Origin of the sequence: Microbacterium sp. Leaf288, from assembly GCF_001422925.1 — a bacterium.
Classification (GTDB): Bacteria; Actinomycetota; Actinomycetes; order Actinomycetales; family Microbacteriaceae; genus Microbacterium.
Genome location: NZ_LMNI01000001.1, coordinates 214,998 through 238,269, shown reverse-complemented (window position 1 = coordinate 238,269; position 23,272 = coordinate 214,998). Strand labels below are relative to the sequence as shown.

At 70.2% G+C, this 23,272-nt stretch carries 20 protein-coding genes and 1 pseudogene; 15 read left to right on the top strand and 6 right to left on the bottom strand.

Annotated elements, in window-relative coordinates; all coding sequences use genetic code 11:
* Positions 1-57 precede the first annotated feature (57 nt).
* Together ASF40_RS01005 and ASF40_RS01000 are read left to right on the top strand one after the other, a co-directional pair.
* On the top strand, positions 58-3,243 hold the full coding sequence (locus ASF40_RS01005; protein ID WP_056365175.1) for an HtaA domain-containing protein: 3,186 nt from the start codon (positions 58-60) through the stop codon (positions 3,241-3,243).
* 101 nt (positions 3,244-3,344) lie between these two features.
* Positions 3,345-3,698 (top strand): hypothetical protein, encoded by a 354-nt coding sequence (locus tag ASF40_RS01000; RefSeq protein WP_056365172.1) that lies wholly within the window; start codon positions 3,345-3,347, stop codon positions 3,696-3,698.
* A gap of 9 nt (positions 3,699-3,707) precedes the next feature.
* On the opposite strand, the gene ASF40_RS00995 is transcribed toward ASF40_RS01000, so the two are convergent.
* The gene (locus ASF40_RS00995; RefSeq protein WP_056365169.1) at positions 3,708-4,319 is read right to left on the bottom strand and encodes a hypothetical protein; all 612 of its coding nucleotides are present in this window, start codon (positions 4,317-4,319) and stop codon (positions 3,708-3,710) included.
* Positions 4,320-4,622: 303 nt separating this feature from the next.
* Here ASF40_RS00995 and ASF40_RS00990 point away from each other — a divergent pair, with 303 nt between their 5' ends.
* From ASF40_RS00990 to ASF40_RS00975, 4 genes are all read left to right on the top strand, one after another.
* Positions 4,623-5,492, top strand: a complete 870-nt coding sequence (locus tag ASF40_RS00990) for an endonuclease domain-containing protein (RefSeq protein WP_056366623.1) — start codon at positions 4,623-4,625, stop codon at positions 5,490-5,492.
* A 224-nt stretch (positions 5,493-5,716) separates the two neighbouring features.
* On the top strand, positions 5,717-6,868 hold the full coding sequence (gene purM / locus ASF40_RS00985; protein ID WP_056365166.1) for a phosphoribosylformylglycinamidine cyclo-ligase: 1,152 nt from the start codon (positions 5,717-5,719) through the stop codon (positions 6,866-6,868).
* A gap of 36 nt (positions 6,869-6,904) precedes the next feature.
* Positions 6,905-8,365: an amidophosphoribosyltransferase gene (purF, locus tag ASF40_RS00980; protein ID WP_056365162.1), complete on the top strand. Its 1,461-nt coding sequence runs from the start codon at positions 6,905-6,907 to the stop codon at positions 8,363-8,365.
* A gap of 52 nt (positions 8,366-8,417) precedes the next feature.
* Positions 8,418-9,656, top strand: coding sequence for an MFS transporter (locus ASF40_RS00975; RefSeq protein WP_056365159.1), 1,239 nt, complete (start codon positions 8,418-8,420; stop codon positions 9,654-9,656).
* Between the two features lie 78 nt (positions 9,657-9,734).
* Here ASF40_RS00975 and ASF40_RS00970 read toward each other — a convergent pair whose 3' ends face one another.
* Positions 9,735-9,929: a DUF3073 domain-containing protein gene (locus ASF40_RS00970; protein WP_045296302.1), complete on the bottom strand. Its 195-nt coding sequence runs from the start codon at positions 9,927-9,929 to the stop codon at positions 9,735-9,737.
* Positions 9,930-10,098: 169 nt separating this feature from the next.
* On the opposite strand from ASF40_RS00970, the gene ASF40_RS00965 reads away from it, so the two are divergent.
* On the top strand, positions 10,099-10,638 hold the full coding sequence (locus tag ASF40_RS00965; protein WP_056365157.1) for a universal stress protein: 540 nt from the start codon (positions 10,099-10,101) through the stop codon (positions 10,636-10,638).
* A 201-nt stretch (positions 10,639-10,839) separates the two neighbouring features.
* Here ASF40_RS00965 and ASF40_RS00960 read toward each other — a convergent pair whose 3' ends face one another.
* Both ASF40_RS00960 and ASF40_RS00955 read right to left on the bottom strand, forming a co-directional pair.
* Positions 10,840-11,448 carry a PadR family transcriptional regulator gene (locus ASF40_RS00960; RefSeq protein ID WP_056366620.1) on the bottom strand — a complete coding sequence of 203 codons (609 nt, stop codon included), beginning with the start codon at positions 11,446-11,448 and terminating at the stop codon, positions 10,840-10,842.
* A gap of 5 nt (positions 11,449-11,453) precedes the next feature.
* Positions 11,454-12,422: a DUF4097 family beta strand repeat-containing protein gene (locus ASF40_RS00955; protein ID WP_056365154.1), complete on the bottom strand. Its 969-nt coding sequence runs from the start codon at positions 12,420-12,422 to the stop codon at positions 11,454-11,456.
* A 282-nt stretch (positions 12,423-12,704) separates the two neighbouring features.
* On the opposite strand from ASF40_RS00955, the gene ASF40_RS00950 reads away from it, so the two are divergent.
* A complete protein-coding gene (locus ASF40_RS00950; protein ID WP_056365151.1) occupies positions 12,705-13,487 on the top strand; it encodes a MerR family transcriptional regulator in 783 nt (260 codons plus the stop codon).
* Positions 13,488-13,637: 150 nt separating this feature from the next.
* On the opposite strand, the gene ASF40_RS21245 is transcribed toward ASF40_RS00950, so the two are convergent.
* A complete protein-coding gene (locus ASF40_RS21245) occupies positions 13,638-13,802 on the bottom strand; it encodes a DUF2207 domain-containing protein (protein WP_162239839.1) in 165 nt (54 codons plus the stop codon).
* A 214-nt stretch (positions 13,803-14,016) separates the two neighbouring features.
* On the opposite strand from ASF40_RS21245, the gene ASF40_RS00945 reads away from it, so the two are divergent.
* The 7 genes and pseudogenes from ASF40_RS00945 (at position 14,017) to ASF40_RS00915 (ending at position 22,091) form a co-directional block, all read left to right on the top strand.
* Positions 14,017-14,901 carry an SDR family oxidoreductase gene (locus ASF40_RS00945; RefSeq protein ID WP_056365149.1) on the top strand — a complete coding sequence of 295 codons (885 nt, stop codon included), beginning with the start codon at positions 14,017-14,019 and terminating at the stop codon, positions 14,899-14,901.
* Between the two features lie 36 nt (positions 14,902-14,937).
* A complete protein-coding gene (locus tag ASF40_RS00940; protein ID WP_056365146.1) occupies positions 14,938-15,204 on the top strand; it encodes a DUF7218 family protein in 267 nt (88 codons plus the stop codon).
* A gap of 72 nt (positions 15,205-15,276) precedes the next feature.
* On the top strand, positions 15,277-16,245 hold the full coding sequence (locus ASF40_RS00935) for a DNA topoisomerase IB (protein WP_056365143.1): 969 nt from the start codon (positions 15,277-15,279) through the stop codon (positions 16,243-16,245).
* Positions 16,246-16,406: 161 nt separating this feature from the next.
* Positions 16,407-16,820 carry a fluoride efflux transporter FluC gene (locus ASF40_RS00930; RefSeq protein WP_056365141.1) on the top strand — a complete coding sequence of 138 codons (414 nt, stop codon included), beginning with the start codon at positions 16,407-16,409 and terminating at the stop codon, positions 16,818-16,820.
* Positions 16,817-17,188 (top strand): fluoride efflux transporter CrcB, encoded by a 372-nt coding sequence (gene crcB, locus ASF40_RS00925; RefSeq protein ID WP_056365139.1) that lies wholly within the window; start codon positions 16,817-16,819, stop codon positions 17,186-17,188. Before ASF40_RS00930 ends, crcB begins: the two co-directional genes overlap by 4 nt.
* Before the next feature lie 91 nt (positions 17,189-17,279).
* Positions 17,280-20,432 (top strand): annotated as a pseudogene (locus ASF40_RS00920) (efflux RND transporter permease subunit); the annotation flags it as partial.
* A gap of 1,146 nt (positions 20,433-21,578) precedes the next feature.
* Positions 21,579-22,091 carry a GNAT family N-acetyltransferase gene (locus tag ASF40_RS00915; RefSeq protein ID WP_056365134.1) on the top strand — a complete coding sequence of 171 codons (513 nt, stop codon included), beginning with the start codon at positions 21,579-21,581 and terminating at the stop codon, positions 22,089-22,091.
* Between the two features lie 282 nt (positions 22,092-22,373).
* Here the strand turns inward: ASF40_RS00915 and ASF40_RS00910 are convergent, their stop codons facing one another.
* A complete protein-coding gene (locus tag ASF40_RS00910; RefSeq protein WP_056365131.1) occupies positions 22,374-23,117 on the bottom strand; it encodes a phosphatase PAP2 family protein in 744 nt (247 codons plus the stop codon).
* Positions 23,118-23,272: the final 155 nt, after the last annotated feature.

The following is a 23,272-nucleotide window of genomic DNA, read 5'->3' as shown; positions in this document are numbered from 1 at the left end:
CCCGAATCGCACTGATGCGCCGGTGCGCTTCGGCGCGCGCGGCGCCGGAGACACCCCGTGAATACGCAGCCGTTCCTGGATCGCAGCCGCGCGAGCATCGCCGCGCTCCTCGCCTTCCTGCTCGTCGTGGCAGGAGCCCTCACCGCCGTTCCGGCCTTCGCCGCCAGCCCGACCGTCTCGGCCACGCAGGCCCCACGCGCGGGCGGCACGATCACCGTCACCGGCTCCGGCTTCTCGGGCGTCGCGCCGGGGGTCTACGTCGGCGTCGGCGTCGCAGGTCTCAGCGGCTTCTACGGGGGCACGATGAGCGACGTCGTCTGGGTGTCCCCCGGCAACGCGGAGGGCTCCACCGGCGCCGGCCGCACCGCGCCGATGACGGAGTCCGGAACGTTCAGCGTTCAGCTGAGCGTCCCCGCGCACGCCGAAGGCGCCCAGTACACCGTCTACACCTCCAAGGCCCACGGCGGAGGTTTCACCGACCCGAGCCAGAACGCCTCGACGGCAGTCGCGTGGCAGCCGCTCCCCGCCGTCGCGACGACCACGACCCTGACGGTCGACCCGGCCGCCTCGAGCCTGCCCGGCGCGGACTTCGCGCTCGGCGCGACCGTCGAGCCCGCAGCATCCGGAACCGTCTCGTACTTCGACGGCGAGACGCAGCTCGGCTCCGCGCCCGTCGGCACGACGGTCACTGCGAGCATCGCCACCGCGGGCACCGCGCAGCTGAGGGCCGTGTTCACGCCGGCTGACGCCACGGCGTTCACCGGCTCGACCTCGTCCATCGTCTCGTACGAGATCACCGCGCCGCCGGTCGAGCCCGAGCCCGAGACCCCGACGCCCACCGTGACGGTGTCGAAGACGACGGGGCTCGACCCCGACGGGGAAACCGTCACGGTGTCGGGTTCGGGGTTCGTCCCGAACGCGCCGGCGACCGACGGCGTCCGTCCGCCGCTCGCGGGGAAGTTCGGCGGCTCGTACATCGTCTTCGGCAAGTTCCTCGACGAGTGGACGCCTTCTTCCGGTGCCCCGACCTCCGCACGGCCCGGCATCGACACGAAGTGGGGTGTGCACGCGGCTGATGTCGCGTCCATCGGCGGCGCTGCGCGCGGAGGGATCGCGATCGCCGCTGACGGCACGTTCGAGACGACGCTGACCCTCTCCCGCAGCGAGGCGTCCCGGGCGCTCGCCGGAAACTACGGCGTCTACACCTACTCGGGAGCGGGCGCGAAGTACGCCGCGTTCGAGACGTACACGCCGATCACGTTCGCCGAGCCCACGCCGGTGCCGGCCGTCGACGTGACGGTGACGGATGCCTCGGCCACCGCCGGCGCGTCCGTCGAGGTCGCCGCCTCGAACCTCGGAGATGTCACCGGCGCCTACGCCGCCATCATCGAGAAGGGCACCGAGTCGGCGGTCACCGCCGGCGACGGCTTCGCGGCGGTGCAGAGCGTGCGCCCGATCTCGGGCGGTGCGTTCACGGTCGACCTCGTCGCGCCGACGGACAAGCTCGACCGCACGAAGCAGTACGAGGCGATCGTGTGGAAGCAGCACTCCAACCCGGGTGCCGACACGATCTACGCCCGCGCCGACGTGCCGTTCACCGCCGATCACTGGACGAAGCTCTTCCCCGACGTGACGCCGCCGACCGACCCGGAGCCGCCGGTCGATCCCGGCACGCCGGTGACCCCGCCGGCGACGGTGCAGGGCGGCTCGCTCTCGTGGGCGATCTCGTCGAGCTTCGCGAGCTACATCACGGGCAGCATCGCGCACGGCAGCATCGCCGTGACGGGCGGCGCCACGCGTTCCGGCGGCCTGTTCCAGTTCGGCCAGGCGACGGGCAGCACGTTCGACGCGGCGACCGGCACGGGCACCGTCTCGTACACCGGGTCGGTCCGCTTCACCGGCCACGGCGGCGTGCTCGACGTCACGATCGCGAACCCGCAGGTGCGCATCACCTCGGCGAACGCGGCGACGCTGTACGTCACGAGCGGCGGCTCGCAGGTCGCCTTCGCGAACCTCGACCTGTCGGCCGCGGTGCGCGTCACCGCCAGCGGCACCGTCTCGTACTCGCGCGTCCCGGCCACGCTGACCGCGGCCGGGCGCGGCCAGGTGTTCCAGGGCTACACGACCGACCTCGACCCGCTGGCGTTCACGATCGGCGCCCCGGCGGCCGCGCCCGCGGGTTCGACGGGCACCGTCGCGGCGGCTCCCGCGTCGACCGCGCGCACGACGACGCTCCCTGCCGCTCCGCCGGCATCGACGGGCATCGACCTCGACGACGACACCCTCTCCGCGCTGCAGAAGGGGGAGCCGGTCACGGTCTCCGCGGCGGGTTTCACCCCGAACGAGGAGGGCATCAAGGTCGTCGTGTACTCGACGCCGACGCTCCTCGGCGAGGTGTCGGCGGATGCCTCGGGCAACGCCACGTGGACGGGTTCGCTGCCCGCGACGCTCGAGGACGGCGAGCACACGCTGACGTTCCAGGGGTCCGTGGACCGCGGCATCCGCTTCACGCTCGCCCGCGCCGCGATCGCCGACGGCTGCTTCGTGGAGGCCGCCAGCCTGAACTGGGGCTTCAAGGAGACCTTCCGCACGTACATCGAGGGCATCGCCGCCGGCGGCTGGGAGCTGACCGACGTCGCGTACGAATACCCCGAGTTCGTCTGGACGGCGGGCACGGGAGCGGTGGATGCTGCGACCCGGGCAGGTCTCGTCACCTATGGCGGCAGCATCCGTTTCACCGGTCACCAGGGCGCGCTCGACACGACGCTCGCGAACGCCCGCGTGGAGCTGGCGGGCGACACCGGCTACCTGGTGTTCGACGTCAGCGGCACGACGCAGGCGGGTGAGCCGGTGACGGCCGCGGGCATCCGCTTCGCCGAGTTCGCCCTGCCCGACCTCGAGGTCACCGACGACGGGCTCGTGCTCGACGCGCTTCCGGCGACCCTGACCGACGCCGGCGCGGCCGCCTTCGGCACGTACCCGGCGGGCGACGAACTCGACCCGGTCTCGGCCGTGCTCCCGGTGGCCGGCGACTGCGCGGTCGCTGCAGCGCCGGTGAAGGCCGAGGAGGCGCCGGCGGCCGGCGCTGCCGAGGTCCTCTCCGCCGACCAGACGACGGCGCCCGTGTGGCCGTGGGCGCTCGTGGGGATCGCCCTGGCTCTCGGGATCGGGGCCGTGGTCTGGATCGTGGTCTCCCGCCGCCGTGCGACGGCCGGCGGCAACGGAGACCAGACGGCCGGCTGACCCCCGGCCGTCACCCCGGCGGCGTCCCGCTCTCGGCTTCCGAGCGGGGCGCCGCCACTCCTATGGGCGCGTTCCCGCTCGCCGAGTGGGACAATGGATGTATGCCCGAGCACAGCCAGGACCGCATCGAGACCGTGCGCGTGCGACGCGCACCGAAGATCTCGGTGTTCCTGATCGTCGGTGCACTGGTCGGCGTCTTCGTCGCGATGATCCTGACGTTCGCGTTCAACGGCACCGCCGACGCCAGCCCGAACACCGGGGTCATGTACTCGCAGGGTCAGGTGTTCGGCTTCCTGGCGCTCATCTGCGCCCCGATCGGCCTCGCACTCGGCGGCGTCCTCGCGCTGATCCTCGACCGCCGGTCACGGCGTCACACGCACCAGATCGCGGTCGACCACCAGCAGGTGCACGTCGACCCGGAGCCCGGCACCAACGGCCACGGCCCGGCCCACTGAGCCCGAGCGCTACGCCAGCTCGGCGATGATCGGGTGGATCGCGGCGTCGAACGCCGCGACATCGCCCCGCAGTCCGTCGGTGACGGCGATCGTGAGAGAGCCGATCCACCAGACCCCGCGCTGATTCAGCGGCAGCACCTGCACGTTGAGCTCGAACGAGTGCGCCCGGCGGCCGACCTGCCGCTCGTGCTCGGCGATCGCCCCCGCATAGGCGCGGTACGCCGTTCCGGTGCTGTGCGACGCCTCTTTTCGGTACCGCGCGTTCGCCGACTGCGCGAACGCCACCGCCTCGATCGCATGGGGTACGAAGGCTGCGCGGAGCTCGTCGCATCCCTCGGTGGGGAGGGCGAGCGCAGTGTCGAAGCCGTCGACCAGATCGAGGGGGACCGGCGACGGATGCGCCTGCGGCTCGACAGTCATCGCCCAGAACTCACGCCACTGCCGTTCCAGCAGCGCCTGGGCCTCTTCGGACCGGTCGTTCGCGCGCGGAGGGATGCCGCGCAGGTGCGGAAGCTCCTCCGGAGAACGGATGCCGAGCACCTGGCGCAGGTACAGGGCGAGGAGAACGGGCTGACCGGCGTCTTCGCGGATCAGCCACTCCGGAGTACCGGCGCCGCCCATGTGGCCATTGTAGAACCGGGCATCGACGTCGAGGCGGTGCGAACCGCGTCCCGGGACCCCCGCTCGAACCCCGCGCGCGATGACGGGAGGAGACGTGGGGAACGGAGGGCGGAACACGCCGTTTGCATCCTCCCGTCGTTACATCTCCTCCGCTCCTCACGCGCCACGCGCGCGGCGGCACGGCGCGGACGACGTGGCCGACGTATGGGAGGCGGTCCTCCCCAACCACCCCGGGCGGTGAGTTCTGCACAGCAATGACATCGGCTCGACCCGACGAGCCCACTGTTCCCGATGATCAGGACGATGAAGCTGACGGCGGAGCAACGCGCGCTCGCGCTCCTGTCCGCGGTATCCGACGCAGGCGGAATCGTCCGTCGGGCTGCGTTGGTCAGAGCCGGGCACGCACAGCGCACGATCGAGGCGGCGATCACCGGCGGGCTCCTCCACGTGGTGCGGCGTGTCTGGGTCGCCGTTCCCCGCGTCGATCCACTGCTTCTCAAGGCTGCGCAGGCAGGGGTCGTGATCTCATGCGTCACCCGTGCACGCCGCCTGGGGCTCTGGATCGCCGCCGAGAGCACCGAGACGCACGTGGCCGCGCATCCGCATGCAGGTCGCGTCGTGGTGAGGAAGGGGATCCACGTCCATCGGGCCGCGCCCGTCATTCCGCGAGACCCGGCCGCCCTCGAGGACTCCATCGAGAACGCGCTTCTCCTCGTGTGCGTGTGCCAGCCGTTCGAATCTGCACTTGCGATCGTGGAGTCCGCACTCAACAAGGGACTCGTGCAGAAGTCAGCGCTCCTGCGTCTGCCCTACGCACCCGGCGTGCGGAAGATCCTCGAAGTCGCCAGTCCCTACTCGGACTCGGGGCTCGAAACGTATGTCGTGCCACGGCTCCGATGGATGAAGCTCCGCATCGTTCCCCAAGCTTGGATCGCGGGGCACCGGGTCGACTTCCTCATCGGCGAGCGACTGGTGCTGCAGGTGGACGGTGGCCACCATGTGGGAAGGCAACGCGCAAGCGACAACACCCACGATGCGGTCCTCCGCCACATGGGGTACCACGTCATCCGAGTGGGGTACATCCAGGTCATGGAGGACTGGCCCGGGGTGCAGGCCCTGATCATGCAGGCGGTCGCGCAGGGGCTGCATCTCGCACCGACCGGCGGCGCGTGATTCGTCACCGCGGGCGGAGATGTGGCCGGGGAAGGACCTCTTGGTGCAGCATCCGTCCTCCGCTGCCCACATCTCCTCCGCTCGTCACGGGAGCCGGCTCGTCGAGGAGCGGGATCATGGATGCTGCCACCCGGCCGAGGCGAGAGTCTTCACTTCGCGGGGCCCGGCGTAACAGCGGCGGTCCCCGGCATCCGTCCAGGCGGGGCGCCGGTAGGCTGGTAGCCGTGGCCTCATCCGAACGCGATGCCCCCTCCCGCCCCGAAGAGCCCGTGAACCCGTACGCGGCTGCCGGCGTCGACACCGCCGCCGGCGACCTCGCCGTCGAGCTGATGAAGTCGGCGGTGCGGCGCACCCACGGCCCCGAGGTGCTCGGGGGCGTCGGCGGCTTCGCCGGACTCTTCGACGCGGCCGCGTTCAAGGCCTATGACAAGCCGCTGCTGGCGACCAGCACCGACGGCGTCGGCACGAAGGTCGCCATCGCGCAGGCCATCGACAAGCACGACACGATCGGGCAGGACCTCGTCGGCATGGTCGTCGACGACATCGTCGTGGTCGGCGCGAAGCCGCTGTTCATGACCGACTACATCGCGTGCGGCAAGGTCTTCCCCCAGCGCATCGCCGACATCGTCCGGGGCATCGCCGAGGGCTGCGAGGCCACCGGCACGGCGCTCGTCGGCGGCGAGACCGCCGAGCACCCCGGCCTTCTGGGCGTCAACGACTACGACGTCGCGGGTGCCGCGACCGGCGTCGTCGAGGCCGATCGCGTGCTGGGCGCCGAGCGGGTGCGCGAAGGCGACGTCGTCCTGGCGCTCGCAAGCTCGGGCCTGCACTCCAACGGCTACTCGCTGGTGCGCCACATCGTGGCGGGCTCCGGCATCCAGTACGGCGACAACGCCGCCGACTTCGGCACGACGTGGGGCGAGGCCCTGCTCGAGCCGACCCGCCTCTACACGCTGCCGCTGCTGCGCCTCATCGAGGCGACCGGCGACGCGGTGCACTCCCTCAGCCACGTCACCGGCGGCGGCATCGCCGCGAACCTCGCGCGCGTGCTCCCGCAGGGCACCTGGGTCGAGGTCGATCGCTCGACGTGGTCGCCCTCGCTGGTGTTCCGCGTCCTCGCCGACCTCGGCGGCCTCGAGCTCGAGGCGACCGAGGGCACCTGGAACCTCGGCATCGGGTTCCTCGCGGTCGTGGCCTCCGACAAGGCCGAGGCCGCAGCATCCGCTCTCTCCCGTGACGGCATCGCGACGTGGCAGGTGGGTGTCGTGCGCACCGGCGACCGCCCGGCCGACGGCCACTGGGAGCAGGGCGCCAAGGGCGTCGACGGCGGCGCGGTGCGCCTCGTGGGCGCGTACGCAGACCACGCGGCTCGCTGAGCCGCAGTCAGAACACAGCAGGAGCAGGCAACACCCATGTGCGGAATCGTCGGAATGGTGGGCCGCGGGTCCGTCAACCAGGAGATCTACGACTCCCTCCTCCTCCTCCAGCACCGGGGTCAGGACTCCACGGGCATCTCGACCGCCGAGCGCAACGGCGTCGTGCACATGCACAAGGTCAAGGGGCAGGTGCGCGAGTCGTTCCGCACGCGCGACATGCGCGCGCTCCTCGGCGAGATCGGCCTGGGCCACGTCCGCTACGCGACCAAGGGCACGGCGTCGAACGAGGAGGAGGCGCAGCCCTTCTACGTGAACGCCCCGTACGGCATCGTGCTCGTGCACAACGGCAACCTCACGAACACGCGTGAGCTCACCGAGGAGCTGTTCCACAAGGATCGCCGCCACCTCAACACGTCCTCCGACACGGAGCTGCTGGTCAACGTCCTCGCGAACGAGCTCCAGTCCTCGATCTCGGGCCTCGAGCTCGACCCGGCGCAGGTGTTCCACGCGGTCAGCCGCGTGCACGAGCGCGTCGAGGGCTCGTACGCGGCGATCGCGCTGATCGCGGGCTACGGCCTGCTGGCGTTCCGCGACCCCTTCGGCATCCGTCCCCTCATCCTCGGCACGCGCAAGAACGACGACGGTCACTATGAGTGGGTCGTCACGAGCGAGTCGCTCGTGCTCGAGAACGGCGAGTTCGAGGTCGTCCGCGACGTCGACCCGGGCGAGGCCGTCTTCATCGACCTCGAGGGCAACCTGCACACGCAGCAGTGCGCCACCGACGCGCAGCTCGTGCCGTGCTCGTTCGAGTACGTGTATCTCGCCCGCCCCGACTCGGTCATGAACGGCATCTCGGTCTACGAGGCGCGTCTTCGCATGGGCGACCGGCTCGCCGACACCATCGCGAAGTACACGCCGAAGGAAGCGATCGACGTCGTCATGCCGATCCCCGACTCGTCGCGCCCGGCGGCCATGCAGGTCGCCCGCAAGCTCGGCGTCGAGTACCGCGAGGGCTTCTACAAGAACCGCTACGTCGGCCGCACGTTCATCATGCCGGGCCAGGCCGCGCGCAAGCGCAGCGTGCGCCAGAAGCTCAACGCCATGTCGAGCGAGTTCAAGGGCAAGAACGTGCTCCTCATCGACGACTCCATCGTGCGCGGCACGACGTCGAAGGAGATCATCCAGATGGCACGGGATGCCGGGGCCAAGAGCGTCACGTTCGCCTCGGCCGCGCCGCCCGTGCGTTACCCGCACGTCTACGGCATCAACATGCCGTCGCGTCACGAGCTGGTGGCCCACGGCCGCACGATCCCCGAGATCGCGGAGGAGCTGGGCGCCGACTTCGTCGTCTACCAGGAGGTCGAAGACCTCAAGGCGGCGATCCTCGAGGGCTCCGACGTCGAGGATCTCGACATGAGCTGCTTCGACGGCCGCTACATCACGGGCACCGTCACCGACGAGTACCTCGCCTGGGTCGAGGGCTCGCAGGAGTCCTGACTCTCCTCTCGGCCCGGGCCGAGGCATCCGTCCACGCCCGTAGGGTGGATAGGTGAAGTCGTCTCCTGCCCGCCCGCTCTGGCAGGGGAGGACCCTCGCGCTCGTCGGGATCGTGCTGTTCGCGTTCTCGCTGCGCTCTGCGGTCGCCTCGCTGTCGCCCCTCTACGACCACATCGCGGCGGACTTCGCCGTTCCGCCGGCGGTCATCGGGCTCATCGGCACGGCGCCGCCCGTGTGCTTCGCGATCTTCGGGCTGCTGACGCCCGCCCTCGAGCGCCGGTTCGGGCTCGAACGCCTCGCCGTCGCCGCGATGGCGGTGGTGACGCTCGGGCTCGTCGCGCGCAGCTTCGCGCCGAGCTGGGGGCTGCTGCTCGCCGGCACCGCGCTGGTGTTCGCCGCGGTCGGCACGGGCAACATCCTGCTGCCGCCGCTCGTGAAGCGGTACTTCCCCGACCGCATCGGCCTGATGACGACGATCTTCTCGACCACGATGGCCGTGTCGACCTTCCTGCCGCCCCTCATCGCCGTTCCGATGGCGGATGCTGCGGACTGGCACGTTTCGCTGGGCCTGTGGGGCGTCTTCGCCCTGGTGGCGATGATCCCGTGGATCGGTCTCGCGCTGCGCCACCGTGCCGAGCAGGCCGCGAAGGACGACGACGACATCGAGGAGCCGAGCCCGCTGGCGTTCGGCCGCATGTGGCGGATCCCGCTCGCGTGGGCGCTGCTCGTCTCGTTCGCGGTGTCGAGCACGATCGCCTACACGTCGTTCGCGTGGATGCCCCAGCTGCTCGTCGACATCTCCGGCGTCACGCCCGCCACGGCCGGTGCGCTGCTGTCGCTCTTCGGATTCATGGGCCTGCCGGCATCCCTCGTGGTGCCGCTGCTCGTCACGCGCTGGAACGCCACGCGACTGTTGTTCGGGGTCGCGGTCGCGTGCGGGTTCGCCGGCATCGCCGGGTTCCTCTTCGTGCCGACGGCCGCGCCGTGGCTCTGGGTGGTGCTGCTCGGGCTCGCGCCGCTGCTGTTCCCGATGATCCTCGTGCTGCTCGGTCTGCGCACGCGCACGCACGAGGGCTCGGTCGCGCTCAGTGGGTTCGCGCAGAGCGGCGGCTACGCGATCGCCGCGTTGTTCCCGTTCGGCATCGGTTTGCTCCACGAGGCGACCCACTCGTGGACGGGTCCGCTCATCGTGCTGGCGATCGTCGTCGCGGCCGCGATCCCCGCGGGCGTCGTCGCTGCGCGCCCCCATACCGTCGAGGACGACTGGGAGCGCCGGCACGGCGCCTGGTGAGGCATCCGCGGTGCCCTGGGCATCCGGGGTCGACGAACACCGATCAGGCCGCCAGAGCGGCGGCCGACATGCGAGGTGTTACGCCTGCGACGACGAGAGCGGCGAGGTCTCGTCCTCGTCTTCGTCGTTGTACTGGTCGGCCCACTTGTCGACGTACTCGTCGTCATGGTGACCGAGCTCGCGCTCGAGTGCGGAGTAGTTCACGTTGTACGTGTCGTACTTCAGCTCACGGGCGATCTTGGTGTGCTTCGCCTTCTGACGGCCACGCCCCATGCGAGACCCCCTCATTTAAGGTCGCGGGCTATTTTGGGAGGCTCTCGGCCTCGCAAACCCGGGCATTCACGAATCCGGCTTCGAACCGGTAAGAGTAGCATTCAGGATAACACGGAGCCCCGGTAACCCGGCCGTTCCGACGCCAGTGGTGGACGAGGAGTGCGGACATATGACCGACGAGGCATCCGAGCCGGAAGGCGGCGCGACGACCGATGCGAGCCTGCACGGGGCGGTGATCGCGGGTGTGATCCCCGACCAGTCGCCGCGGGTCCTGAAGGAGGCGGCGCGCTACGCGAAGCTTCTTCAGGCGCCCCTCGTGGTCGTGCACGTCGACATCACACGCTTCGTCACCTACGAGGATCCCGACGGGTACGTCCACTCCGCGCCGATCGACATCAACATCGCGGCCGGCGAGGGCGAGCTGGTGAAGGTGCAGGACGCCGCAGCATCCGTCCTCGGCGATTCCGGGCCGGACTGGACGGTACGCCAGCTCGTGGGCGACCCCGCGATGGCCCTCAAGCACTTCGCCGACGAGATCGACGCGCGCCTGCTCGTCGTCGGCACCCGCAAGCGCGGCTTCGGCGAGTCGGTCCGCGAGTTCTTCACCGGCTCGGTCGGCGCGCGCCTCGCGCACCGCCAGCACCGCCCGATCCTGATCGTCCCGCTCGGCGAGCCCGTGCCCGACGACGAGGAGATCTGGCCCGCCTGAGCCCCCGGGCCCGCCTGAGCCCCGGTTCGGCCCGGACTCCGTTCGGCCCGTCCCCGGGCCGCCGGCCCCGCGCCGCCCTTCAACGGTGAGACGACAGCCGGCGGACGAGACCCTGGGTGAACCCCGAGGTCTCGTCCGCCGGCTGTCGTCTCACTGGTTTGGGTTGTGGACCGACTCGTGCGAGGGGACGGATGCTGCGGCTCAGCCGCGCAGCGCGCGTGTCACGTCGCGGGCCACACGGTCGAGCTCGCTCGCGAGCTGGTCGACGATCGACGAGGCGAGCTCGCCGCCCCGGGCGACGTGGACGCGGACGTCGCCGCGCACGTTGGCACGGAACTCGTTCACGAGGGCGTCGACGCGCTGCACCTGCTCACGGCTGCGCACCCGCGGGTCGTCCTCGCGCGAGGGCTGAGGTGTCGTCTGGCGCTCCTCGCGCGAGGCGGCGGCGAGGTCGGCGCGGAGGCTCTTCATCGCCTCGCGGACGCTCCCGCGCACCTCGTCGGCGATGAGCCGCACCGAGTCGGCGAGGCCGGCCTCGATGCCCTCGAGCTCGCCCGCGCGCGACTGCACCTCGGCGTGGCCGGCCTCGGTGATCGCGTACACGGTCTTGCGTCCGTCCACGGTCTTGGTCACGAGGCCCTCCTCTTCGAGCTTCGCCAGACGCGGATAGATGGTGCCGGCACTCGGGGTGTAGGTGCCCCCGGTGCGGTCCGACAGGGCCTGCATGATGTCGTAGCCGTGGCGCGGCCCCTCATCGAGCAGGTTCAGCAGGTACAGGCGAAGATCGCCGTGCGAGAAGACCGGGGTCATGGTGTTCACAGCCCTTCTCGGTCGAAGCCGTCCGCCGCTTCACCGGCGGCCGCCTCGTCGACACCCGCAGCGGGGGCCGACGACTCGGCCGAAGCCGGAGCCGGAGGCGACACCGGGGCGTCGACGGACGCGGGGGGCGCAGCATCCGTCACCGGAGAAGCCGCGCGGCGCAGAACCGTGATGTCGCCCGAGACGCTGTGGGCGCGCACGTCGGCGAAGCGGCCCGAGAGCTCGCCGACGGAGCCGGCGTAGTTGGTGGTCGGGCCGGTGCCGTTGCCGGAGCGCACGACGCCGTCCACCTGGACCTTGCCGCTGACGCTGCGGATGACGTAGTTGGCCGGATGGCCCTCGTCGAGGCGCACGGTCGAGGTGCCGCTGACGGTGTTGAGGCCGACCGACAGGATGTCGCCGACCGAGTCCACGAGCACCGAGCCCGAGACCGTGTCGATGGTGGCCTTGCGGAGGGTTCCGGTGGTGGCCACGTCGCCCGAGACGCTGTTGGCGTTGAGCGAGCCGACGAGCTCGCGCACCTGCACGTCGCCCGAGACGGCGTTGACCGAGAGGTCGCCGGTGAGGCCGTCGACGATGATGTCGCCTGACACGGTGTTGAGCGAGGCGTTGTTCTGCAGGCCCGAGACGAGGGCGCTCGCGCTGACGACGCCGAGGGTGAGGGCGACCTCGCGGGGGACCGCGACGCTGATCTCGGCCTTCGGGCCGGTGTTGCCGAAGTTGCGGAACACCTCGAGGAAGTTGTCCCAGCGCAGCTGCGGGTGGTCGATCTCGACGTGGTCGTCGGCGACCTCGATGCGGAGGTCCTTGACGGTGACGTCGTGCACTTCGATGCGGACGCCGGGCTCGTCGTGGGCGATCACGTCGACCTGCCCGCCGACGAGGCCGATCTTGAGCGTGCGCACGTCCTCGATGTCGATGACGCGCGTCTCGCCCGGGTGGATGATCCACTTCTCCAGGGTCATGACTGCTTCTCCTGCGTATCTCTGAGTTGGTCGGAGTCGCGATATATCGCGTGATGCGAGGATAACACGATATATCGCGTCTGTGTCAAGGGCGCGGGTCTCGATCCTCAGGTTCCTCCCGGGTTTGGGGCGCGTCGCGCACGGTTGGGGCGTGTCCGCCGCGCCCCGATTGGCCGCGGCGCGCCCCCGAACCAGAGGGCGAATGGATGCCGCGGCTTGACCTTGACGCAACGTCAACCTTTAGCGTTGTCAGCGACGACGAAGAGACGAGAGGAGGTCGTCATGGAAGACGAGCAGGAGTGGTCGATCCAGCAGATCGCGAAGCTCGCCGGCACCACCAGCCGCACCCTCCGCCACTACGACGACATCGGCCTGCTCGCGCCGTCGAGCATCGGCCACAACGGCTACCGGTACTACGGCCAGGCCGCGCTCGTGCGGCTGCAGCGCATTCTGCTGCTGCGCGAGCTCGGACTCGGGCTGCCGCAGATCGCCGCGGTGATCGAGCGGGAGACCGGCGAGGTGCCCGCCCTCGAGGCGCACCTGTCATGGCTCCGGCAGGAGCAGAGCCGACTGGCGCGGCAGATCGCGTCGGTCGAGAACACGATCAGTGCAGTGAGAGGAGGTGAACGACTGATGGCAGAGAACATGTTCGACGGCTTCGACCACACGCAGTACAAGGACGAGGTCGAACAGCGCTGGGGAAAGAAGGCGTACGCCGACAGCGACCGCTGGTGGCGCTCGATGAGCGCCGACGAGAAGACGGCGTGGCAGCAGCGGGTCTCAGACCTCGGCCGTGACTGGATCGCGGCCGCGGAATCCGGGATCGCCCCCGACAGCGACGAGGCCCAGGCGGTCGCGAAGCGGCACGTCGAGTGGCTGACCGGCATTCCCGGGACGCCCGCGGCGGCGCCCGGCGGCGACGTGAAGGCGTACGTGATCGGCCTCGGCGAGATGTACGTCGCGGACCCGCGGTTCGGCGCGAACTACGCGACGAGCCAGGGCGGCACGCACGGCGCCGAGTTCGTGCGCGACGCGCTCCGCGTCTACGCGGACGCGAACCTGTAGTCCTCCTCGCTCACCTGTCGCGATGTGCCGGTCCGACCGACGATTCGTGACAGGTGAGCGGGAAGCGCGCCCACCGCGAGAAGACAGACGGATGCCGCGGCCAGCAGTGGCCGCGGCATCCGTTCGTCAACTGATCCTGTGGTGCAGGGGTCAGGTGCGTCGTCCGCCGCTGATCACTCGGAACAGGAAAGCGATCAGGGCGATGACGCCGACGATGATGGCCACCCACAGCAGCCAGCTCAGCGCCGTATTCAGGCCGCCGACGATCGCAAGGATGATCGCGACGACGATGATGATGATCAGGGCGAGGTTCATAGGAGCTCTCCTTCTTCGTCGTCGATGCATGTGATGCATCGCGTGCCTCGTGGGCACATCTCGACAGTGGCACCCGGAGGGCAGGGTCCGTAGGGGGTTGACGAGCCTCGTCGGCCGGTGATACGCCGGGCCTACCGGCGCGGTGCCTAGGGCGGTCCGGCGGGCGCTGTCAACCCCCGTGAGCGTTCGGGACCGCGTCCGTAGCTTCGCGGGTATGAGCACATCCGCGACCGATCCGACGACCGCTCACCACGAGGACGGCTTCCCGGCGCAGCACCAGGAGCAGCCGGGCCTCACCGATGAGACGCGACCCGAGCCCGACCACGGCGAACGCTCGTATCAGGGCGCGCTGCGGCTCTCGGAGCGCCGGGCGCTCATCACGGGCGGCGACTCCGGCATCGGCCGCGCCGTCGCCATCGCCTTCGCCCGCGAGGGTGCGGACGTCGCGCTGACCCACATGCCGGAGGAGCAGGAGGACGCCGACGACACCGCGCGGTGGATCACCGAGAGCGGTGCGCGAGCCCTCCCGCTGGAGGGCGACCTGCGCGACGAGGACTTCTGCGCCGAGATCGTCGAGCGGACGGTCGGCGAGTTCGGCGGACTCGACGTGCTCGTTCTCAATGCCGCGTATCAGAAGGATCGCGACGGCATCGAGAACCTCGAGACCGAAGAGCTGGACCGCGTCTTCCGCACCAATCTGTATGCGCAGATGTTCACCGCGCGTGCCGCGATCCCTCACCTGAAGCCCGGATCGTCGATCATCGTCACGACCTCGATCCAGGCGTTCAACCCGTCGCCGGGGCTCATCGACTACGCGATGACCAAGGCTGCCCAGGTCGCGTTCGTCAAGGCGCTCGCCGAAGAGCTCGGCCCGAAGGGCATCCGCGTGAACGGCGTCGCGCCGGGACCCATCTGGACCCCGCTCATTCCTGCGACGGGATGGGATGCTGAGCGCCTGGCGACGTTCGGACAGGACACGCCGCTGGGCCGCGCGGGTCAGCCCGCCGAGCTCGCCGGCGCCTACGTGTACCTCGCGAGCGACGGCGCGTCGTTCACGTCGGGCGCCATCCTGCCCGTGACCGGAGGGAAGGGCCTGTGAAACCCGCCCCCGCGGCGGTGGACGAAGGAGGAAGCCATGCCAGGACGACGCGGATCGAACCTCAAGGACCGCGAGATGTACGAGGAGCTCCGCAAGGACGGCGCCTCGAAGGAGAAGGCCGCACGCATCTCGAACGCCGCGGCAGCGCAGGGCCGCAAGACGGTGGGCAGCCGCGGTGCGAAAGCGAAGGACTACGACGACCGCACGGTGCCCGAGCTGCGCAAGCGCGCGAAGGAGCTGGGCTTGACGGGGTACTCGGGCAAGAAGAAGTCCGAGCTCATCTCGATGATCCGCAATCACTGACGCAGCAGGAGACTCGGCCGGAGGGTCGCCCGAGCTCGTCGGCCGGCCCTGCGATCCCGGTAGCGTGATCGGATGCCGAAGCTCGCGCGCGTCCGTCCCTACGAGGACCCCGGCTTCCGTCGGCTGCGGTCCGGGTCGGGCTTCCGGTACCTCGACGCGAAGGGCCGCACGCCCGGACCCCGGCACCTGGACCGGATACACGGCCTGGTGATCCCGCCCGCGTGGCAGGACGTGTGGATCAGCACGCGGCCCGACGGGCACATCCAGGCGGTGGGTGTCGACGACGCCGGCCGCCGCCAGTACGTCTACCACCCCGACTGGACCGCGGGCCGAGACCGCGGCAAGTTCGCGCGGTCGCTCGCGCTCGCCGAGGCGCTGCCGCGCGCGCGGGCGCGCGTCACCACGTCGATCCGCCGCGAGGCGCTCGACCGCGAGCGGGTGCTCGCGGTCGCGTTCCGCCTCCTCGACGACGCCGCCCCGCGCATCGGCTCGGAGCGGTATCTCGCCGCGCACGGCAGCCGGGGCCTCACGACGCTGCAGCGACGGGATGTCTCGGTCGAGGCATCCGTCGTCTCCTTCGCGTTTCCGGGCAAGAGCGGCAAGCACCAGGTGCTCGAGCTCGACGACGCCGACCTCGCCGCCGCGATGGAGCTGCTGGCCACGGGTCGGCCGCGGTCGCCGCTGCTCGCGTGGCAGCGGGGCGGGCGCCGGGTCGCGCTCACCCCGGCGGAGGTGAACGCGTACGTGCGGGCTCTCACGGGCGGCAAGTTCACCGCGAAGGACTTCCGGACGCTGCGCGGCACGATCCTCGCGGCCGAGGCGCTTGCACGCATCGGCACGGTCGACACCAAGACCGACCGCAAGCGCGCCGAGGTGCTCGCCGTGCGCGCGACGGCCGAGGCGCTCGGCAACACCCCGGCGGTCGCGCGGGGGTCGTACATCGACCCGCGGGTCTTCACGCGGTACCGCGAGGGGAACCTGCTCGACCTCTCGATCACGCCGGAGTCGGCGATCCGGGGGCTGCTGCGGCCGGGACGCTGAGCCGGCGTTGCGACCGCGCTCGGGGCGTTTCGACTCGCTCGTTCCTCGCTCGCTCAACGAGCGAAATCTCTGACTTCCCGCTCGTTGAGCGGAGCGCGCTCCGGCGCGCGAAGTCGAAACGCTCTGAGTATCCGGGATCATCGGGCGAGTAGCGTGAAGGGATGCCGCAGCCCGTCGATCCCCGGATCCTCGGGGTGACGGTGGCCGGGGGCGCGATCGGCGTCCTCGCCCGCGCGCTCGTGCTCGACCCGGTGACCGATCCCACGGCGGTGCCGTGGGTGACGCTCGGGATCAACGTGGTCGGGTCCCTCATCCTCGGGGTCGTCGTCGGCTGGCTCGATGATCGGCGGCCGATGCTCCGCTCGTTCCTCGGGACGGGGATCATGGGCGGCTTCACGACCTACAGCGCGTTCGCGGTGGCCACTGCTCTGTGGGTCGCGACGCCGTGGATGGCCGCGGGGCTGGCGGCAGCATCCATCATCGCGGGTGTCGTCGGCGCGATCGTCGGACTGTTCATCGGACGCCGGATCGCCGACCGGCCCGGCGAGATCGAGTACCCGGAGGACGCCGAGTGAGCCCCTGGCTGCTGGTCGCCGCGCTCGCGGGCGGCGTCGGGGCGGGGCTGCGGTACGTCGTCGACCGGTGGCTGACCCCGGCGAACGGTGCACGTTTCCCGTTAGGGATCCTCGTGGTCAACGTGTCGGGCTCGTTCGTGCTCGGCGTGATCACCGGGCTCGGCACGGCCATCGCCCCGGAGTTGTCGCTCGTGCTCGGGCTCGGCCTGCTCGGCGGGTACACGACCTTCAGCACCGTCTCGGTCGAGACCGTGCTGCTCGCCCAGCGGAAGCGCTGGCGGCACGCCGCCCTCAACCTCTTCGGCACGCTCGCGCTCGCAGCCATCGCGGCGGGTCTCGGCCTCCTCCTCGGGGGAGCGGTTTCATGAGAGCCGCATGAAATACTGAAACGCGATACATCTCCGTATCGTGCGGGCTCCCGCCCTCCCCCTGCATAACCTCACCAGCGAAGGCCTCCGTGTGTCGAACCTCGCCGTTCTGAGTCTCAAGAACCGCGCGCTCATCGCGCTCATCACGATCGTCGCCGCCATCTTCGGCGGTCTCGCGCTCACGAACCTCAAGCAGGAACTGATCCCGTCGATCGAGTTCCCCGCGCTCATCGTCGTCTCGACGTACCCGGGCGCGTCGCCCGAGGTCGTGAGCAACGACGTGTCGGTGCCCATCGAGACCGCCATCCAGGGCGTTCCGGGGCTCGAGTCGACGAGTGCGACGAGCACCACGAACGCCTCGATCGTGCAGGCGTCCTTCACCTACGGCACCGATCTCGCGACAGCCGAGCAGAAGATGACGCAGGCGATCAACCGCATCAAGTCGCAGCTGCCGACCGGGGTCGAGCCCAGTGTCATCTCGGCGAGCATCGACGACTTCCCGGTGATCCAGCTGGCCGTGACCGGCTACGACGACGAGGCGACGATCCAGGCGCAGCTCGAGGCATCCGTCATCCCGGATCTCGAGGACGTCGCGGGCGTCAACGCCGCGCAGATCGTCGGCGGCGTCGGCCAGCGCGTCACGATCACCCCCGACCCGGCGAAGCTCGCCGAGGCCGGCTACACGCAGCAGGCGATCCGCGACGCGCTCGACCAGAACGGCGTGCTGTTCCCGGGTGGCGAGATCACCGAGGGCGACGAGACGCTGACGGTGCAGACAGGCTCGAAGATCTCGTCGGTCGACGAGATCGCGGCGCTGCCGCTCGTGCCCTCGACGGCCGACCAGTTCGTCGCAGGCCCGAAGACCATCGGCGACGTCTCGACCGTTGCGGAAGAGGCCGATCCGGTCACGACCATCTCGCGCGTGAACGGCGAGCCGGCGCTCACGATCGCCGTCACGAAGCTGCCCGCCGCCAACACGGTCGATGTGTCGCGCGGCGTGCTCGCGGTGCTGCCCGACCTCGAGGACTCGCTCGACGGCGCCGAGTTCACGGTCGTGTTCGACCAGGCGCCGTACATCCAGGAGTCCATCGACACCCTCGCGAAGGAGGGCCTGCTCGGCCTCGTCTTCGCGGTGATCGTGATCTTCATCTTCCTGCTGTCGGTGCGCTCGACGCTCGTCGCGGCGATCTCGATCCCGACCAGCATCCTGATCACGTTCATCGGTCTGCAGGCGTTCGGCTACTCGCTCAACATCCTGACCCTCGGCGCGATCACGATCGCGATCGGGCGCGTGGTCGACGATTCCATCGTCGTCATCGAGAACATCAAGAGGCATTACGTCGGCGACGCAGACAAGGGCGACTCGATCCGTCGCGCGGTGCGCGAGGTGGCGTCGGCCATCACGGCGTCGACGATCGTGACGGTCGCGGTGTTCCTGCCGATCGCGTTCGTCGGCGATGTCACGGGCGAGCTGTTCCGTCCGTTCGCGATGACGGTGACGATCGCCATGACCGCGTCGCTGTTCGTCGCGCTCACCATCGTTCCGGTGCTCGCATACTGGTTCCTCAAGCCCGGCAAGCCGATCCTCGACGCCGGGGGCGTCGCGGTCGACCCGGAGGACCCGGCGGCGCCGCCGAGCCGCCTGCAGAAGTCGTACCTGCCGATCCTCCGCTGGACGCTCCGCCATTCGTGGATCACGCTCGCCCTCGCCGTGCTGGTGCTCGTCGGCACGATCGCCGCGGCCCCCTTCATGAAGACGAACTTCCTCGGCGACTCGGGCCAGAACACGTTCACGATGACCCAGGACATCGGCCCGGCCCCCTCGCTCGAGGCCGAGAGCGCAGCCGCGGAGCAGGTCGAAGAGGTGCTCCTCGACATCGACGGCATCGAGACCGTGCAGGTGTCGATCGGCTCGAGCGGCTCGGCCCTGCGCGACGCCTTCTCGGGCGGCGGCAGCGGCATCACGTACTCGATCACCACCGACCCGGGCGTCGACCAGGTCGCGCTGCGCGAAGAGGTGCAGGAAGCGGTCGCCGACCTCGACGACGCCGGTGAGATCACGGTCGCCGCGGGGGGCGGCGGCTTCGGCTCGACCGACATCGCGATCGACGTGACGGCTCCCGATTCGTCGACGCTTCAGGACGCGACGGATGCTGTCATCTCGGCCGTCGAAGGAGCCGACGGCGTGGGCCAGGTCACGAGCAACCTGTCGGCCTCGCTGCCGTACATCGCCGTGGCGGTGGACCGCGACAAGGCCGCGGAGCTCGGCCTCTCGGAGGTCGCGGTCGGCGCGCTGGTGTCGAACACGATGCAGCCGCAGTCGATCGGCACCGTCGAGATCGACGACACGTCGCTCACGGTCTACCTCGCGGCGTCCGAGACGCCGGCTTCGCTCGACGACCTGCGCCAGCTGCGGGTGCCGAGCGCCACCGGCCCGATCCCGCTCGAGCAGGTCGCGACCGTGGAGGAGAGCGAGGGTCCGACCTCGATCACCACCGAGGGCGGCCAGCGCACGTCGACCGTCACGGTGACCCCGTCGACCGACAACCTCCAGACCGCGACGGCCTCTGTCACGACTGCGCTCGCCGACGCCGACCTTCCGTCGTCGGCCGACGCGACGCTCGGCGGCGTCGTGACGCAGCAGCAGGACGCGTTCTCCCAGCTCGGCCTGGCGCTCCTCGCGGCGATCCTGATCGTCTACATCGTGATGGTCGCGACCTTCAAGTCGCTGCGTCAGCCGCTGCTGCTGCTCGTGTCGGTGCCGTTCGCGGCGACCGGCGCGATCCTGCTGCAGATCATCACGGGCGTGCCGCTCGGCGTCGCCTCGCTCATCGGTGTGCTGATGCTCATCGGCATCGTGGTGACGAACGCGATCGTGCTCGTCGACCTCGTGAACCAGTACCGCGAGAAGGGCCTCACCGCACACGACGCGGCGGTGGCCGGTGGCTCGCGACGCCTCCGCCCGATCCTCATGACGGCGCTCGCGACGATCTTCGCGCTCACGCCCATGGCGCTCGGCATCACCGGTCAGGGCGGCTTCATCTCGCAGCCCCTCGCGATCGTCGTGATCGGCGGTCTGGTGTCGTCGACCGTGCTGACGCTGCTCGTGCTGCCGACGCTGTACAACCTCGTCGAGGGTGCGAAGGAGCGGCGCATCGAGCGGCGCAAGCGCCGCGACGAGGGTGATGGCGGCGGCCCGGCTCCGGAGGGCGATGGCCCGGATGGCGGGACGGATGCTGCGACCGCGGGCGTGCTCGTAGGTGCGGGTGTCGCTGCCAGTGCCGCTGGTGCCGCGGGTGCGGGTGACGTTGCGGGTTCGGGTGCAGCCGGTGATGGCGGTGCTGCAGGGGTTGCCGGTGGGGCGGCGTTCGAGACCCGGCGGCAGCGTCGTCAGCGTGCGGTGGGCGGCTCGGCCGATGCCGAGACCGCCCAGGTAGCCGTGCCCGAGATCGAGGAGGGCCCCGACATCGAGGTGTCGGACTCGACCCCTGCACCCGTCGAGGCCGCGCCCGCCCGCGAGGTGGCTGCGCTGGAGGCTGACGCCGAGCCCGCGGCAGAGGTCGAGGCCGGGGCCGAGGTCGAGGCGGGGGCTGAGGTCGAGCCCGAGCCAGCAGGGGAGGTTGCCGCGCTGGAGCCCGAGGTCGAGCCCGAGACGGTGGAGCCCGACGTGGCGTCCGCTCCGGAGGCCGCGGGCGCTGAGCAGCCGGCTGTGTCTGAGCCTGAGGCCGCCCAGGCGCCCGAGGTCAGCGTCTCGGGCGACACCCAGGCACCGGAGAACACGGAGCCGGGGGACGGCGACGGGCTGGGCGGCGAGGCGGCCGAGGCCTCTGACTCCACGACGGAAGCGGCTGATGACGCGGCGCCGGGGGAGACTCCCGATGAGCCGGAGCCCGCCGCAGAACCTGAGCCCGCAGCGGAGTCGGACGAGACGGGCGAGCCGACGAGTGGCGCTCCGGGTGAAACCAGCGTCGAGCCGGAGCCGGTGGAATCGCCCGCGTCCGCTGAGGACTCCGCGGAAGACGGCGACAACGCTACGGGACCTGATCATGCCGACGTCGCGACCGACGAGACGGAGCCGCACGCCGGTGACGCCTCACCCGCAGGCGACGAGTCCGACGGGGCCGACGGGGCCGAGGGTGACGAGGATCGTCCCCGCGACGACCACTGACACAGGTCGGTGTCCTAGCCAGATTGCCGACGGGACTCTCCGCGTGGCCGCGCGAATAGGGCGGCCACGCGGGTCCCTTCGCGGGGCTGGGTAAACGCGCACCACCGCCGCGCGTCCCCACGCGACGGGCCGAGTCCTCAGGCGCCCGCGCGCTGGAGGACCGGCTCGCGTGCGCAGATCGACCCGCATCGGGGCGGCCTCGTACGGTGGGAGGATGGGGCGATGGGGACTGGGCCGAACGTGCATGTTCGGAGTGCGGATCTGGCCGGCGTCGACGCGATTGTGGTCGGGCGCCTTGTGAGGGCGTACCTCCTGCAGACCGAGCAGGAGAAGGCACACGAGATCGCCGCTCAGTTCACCGATGCAGACCTGCCCCGGCGCTACGTCGCGGAAGTCGAGGATCCTGCGCGCGCATACGAGAACGCGCGGGTACTCCTCGCCGAGCTGGACGGCGCGACGGTCGGAGTAGTCGTGGTGCAGCAGGTGCGCGATGGCGTCGAGATCAAGCGGCTCTGGGTCGATCCACGCGCTCGCGGGCAGCGTGTGGGATCCGCGCTACTCGATGCGGCATGCTACAGCGCGAACAGTCTTCCGATGCGACTGACTGTCTGGGATTGGCGAGACGATGCGATCGGTCTTTACCGCAGCCGAGGGTTCGTGGCTGTGCCCACGTGGGACAGACGTCCGCGCCTCGTGTGCATGGAGAAGCCCGAAATCTCAACGAACACCCTGTAGCCACGCCGGGCCTGCTCGCGCGCCCTCGCCGCGAACGGTCAGCGACCGGCCAATGAGCGGGGGTCGAGAGCCCTGCGCGCTGGCCTGGGGTGCATGGTGACGCCGGCTGCCCGCCGCGCTGCCGGAATGCGACCTGCGGGGGTCAGCTTGAGCGGAGCAGAGGCACGCTGCGATTCAGCAGCCGCGTCCAGTGTGACCGGCACCCCGGCGGCATGATTCGATCACAGTGGTTCGACCTCGGTCCCCAGGCACATACGCTCCCCGCGTGCCCAGGACGGCGGGTCAGTGTGAGCTTTCTCCGGACTGATCGATCCCCGCTGTGGGGGTTACGACCTTCACCCAAATCGGCGGATGTGGTTTGCGGCGCTCGCGGTAGAGCACAAACGCAAACGGGGCCCAGATGATCACTGCAAGACCGACTCCGACGAGCATCCCACCTATGGTGTCGGATATCCAATGCGCTCCGAGGTAGGTGCGGCTCAACATCATCAGCAGTGTGTATGCGGCTCCCACGATCCATACCCACGTGCGCCAGAAGATGATTCCCAGCGTCGTGGCGATGAGCGCTGCGTTCGCGCTGTGGCCGGACGGGAACGAACCGACGTCGGCCGCGACGAGGATATCCGTCGGACGCGGACGCCCCACGAGGTTCTTTATGACCAGGACCACCAGCGCGCTCGCGATCGCGGCGCAGACGAAATAGAGCGCCGCCCACGGCCTTCGCCAGATGAGCAAGCCGGTGATGATGACGAGCGGAACAATCGCGACCCCGCTGATGCCCCCGCCGATCCAGTTCAAGGCGAGCGCGGGGACCGTGAACACCGGCGCGCGAGCCTCGACCAGTTCTCCCATCCACTCCACCTCGAAACCGAACGGCTTGTCCGCCTGGCGATAGAAGATCACCGCGCCAAGCAGGACGACAAGCAGCAGCGCGGCAGCCGCCGAGACCACCCACCACAGGCGAGCGATCCTCACCGGCGCTGGGGCGGCGCCGTCGACCAGCTCCGAGACGTCCTCGTCATCCATCTGCTGATAGTACGTTCAACGGTCGCGGCGACGGCCGGCGCACACGGACGACAGTCCCCCACGACATCCCCAACTTGCCCCGACTCTACGAGCACCTAACGAGGTGCGGCCGTCCCAAACGCTCGCAGAAGGACCCGCCGGCGGTCGGTCGCTTT

Coding starts and splice junctions, on each gene's coding strand:
- ASF40_RS00970 (WP_045296302.1), bottom strand. CDS start 9,929: ATGGGGCGTGGCCGTCAGAAGGCGAAGCACACCAAGATCGCCCGTGAG.
- ASF40_RS00960 (WP_056366620.1), bottom strand. CDS start 11,448: ATGACCCCGGTCTTCTCGCACGGCGATCTTCGCCTGTACCTGCTGAAC.
- ASF40_RS01000 (WP_056365172.1), top strand. CDS start 3,345: ATGCCCGAGCACAGCCAGGACCGCATCGAGACCGTGCGCGTGCGACGC.
- ASF40_RS00930 (WP_056365141.1), top strand. CDS start 16,407: ATGCCGCAGCCCGTCGATCCCCGGATCCTCGGGGTGACGGTGGCCGGG.
- ASF40_RS00995 (WP_056365169.1), bottom strand. CDS start 4,319: ATGGGCGGCGCCGGTACTCCGGAGTGGCTGATCCGCGAAGACGCCGGT.
- ASF40_RS00940 (WP_056365146.1), top strand. CDS start 14,938: ATGCCAGGACGACGCGGATCGAACCTCAAGGACCGCGAGATGTACGAG.
- ASF40_RS00935 (WP_056365143.1), top strand. CDS start 15,277: ATGCCGAAGCTCGCGCGCGTCCGTCCCTACGAGGACCCCGGCTTCCGT.
- ASF40_RS00990 (WP_056366623.1), top strand. CDS start 4,623: ATGAAGCTGACGGCGGAGCAACGCGCGCTCGCGCTCCTGTCCGCGGTA.
- ASF40_RS00915 (WP_056365134.1), top strand. CDS start 21,579: ATGGGGACTGGGCCGAACGTGCATGTTCGGAGTGCGGATCTGGCCGGC.
- ASF40_RS00945 (WP_056365149.1), top strand. CDS start 14,017: ATGAGCACATCCGCGACCGATCCGACGACCGCTCACCACGAGGACGGC.
- ASF40_RS00910 (WP_056365131.1), bottom strand. CDS start 23,117: ATGGATGACGAGGACGTCTCGGAGCTGGTCGACGGCGCCGCCCCAGCG.
- ASF40_RS00955 (WP_056365154.1), bottom strand. CDS start 12,422: ATGACCCTGGAGAAGTGGATCATCCACCCGGGCGAGACGCGCGTCATC.
- ASF40_RS00965 (WP_056365157.1), top strand. CDS start 10,099: ATGACCGACGAGGCATCCGAGCCGGAAGGCGGCGCGACGACCGATGCG.
- purF (WP_056365162.1), top strand. CDS start 6,905: ATGTGCGGAATCGTCGGAATGGTGGGCCGCGGGTCCGTCAACCAGGAG.
- ASF40_RS21245 (WP_162239839.1), bottom strand. CDS start 13,802: ATGAACCTCGCCCTGATCATCATCATCGTCGTCGCGATCATCCTTGCG.
- ASF40_RS00950 (WP_056365151.1), top strand. CDS start 12,705: ATGGAAGACGAGCAGGAGTGGTCGATCCAGCAGATCGCGAAGCTCGCC.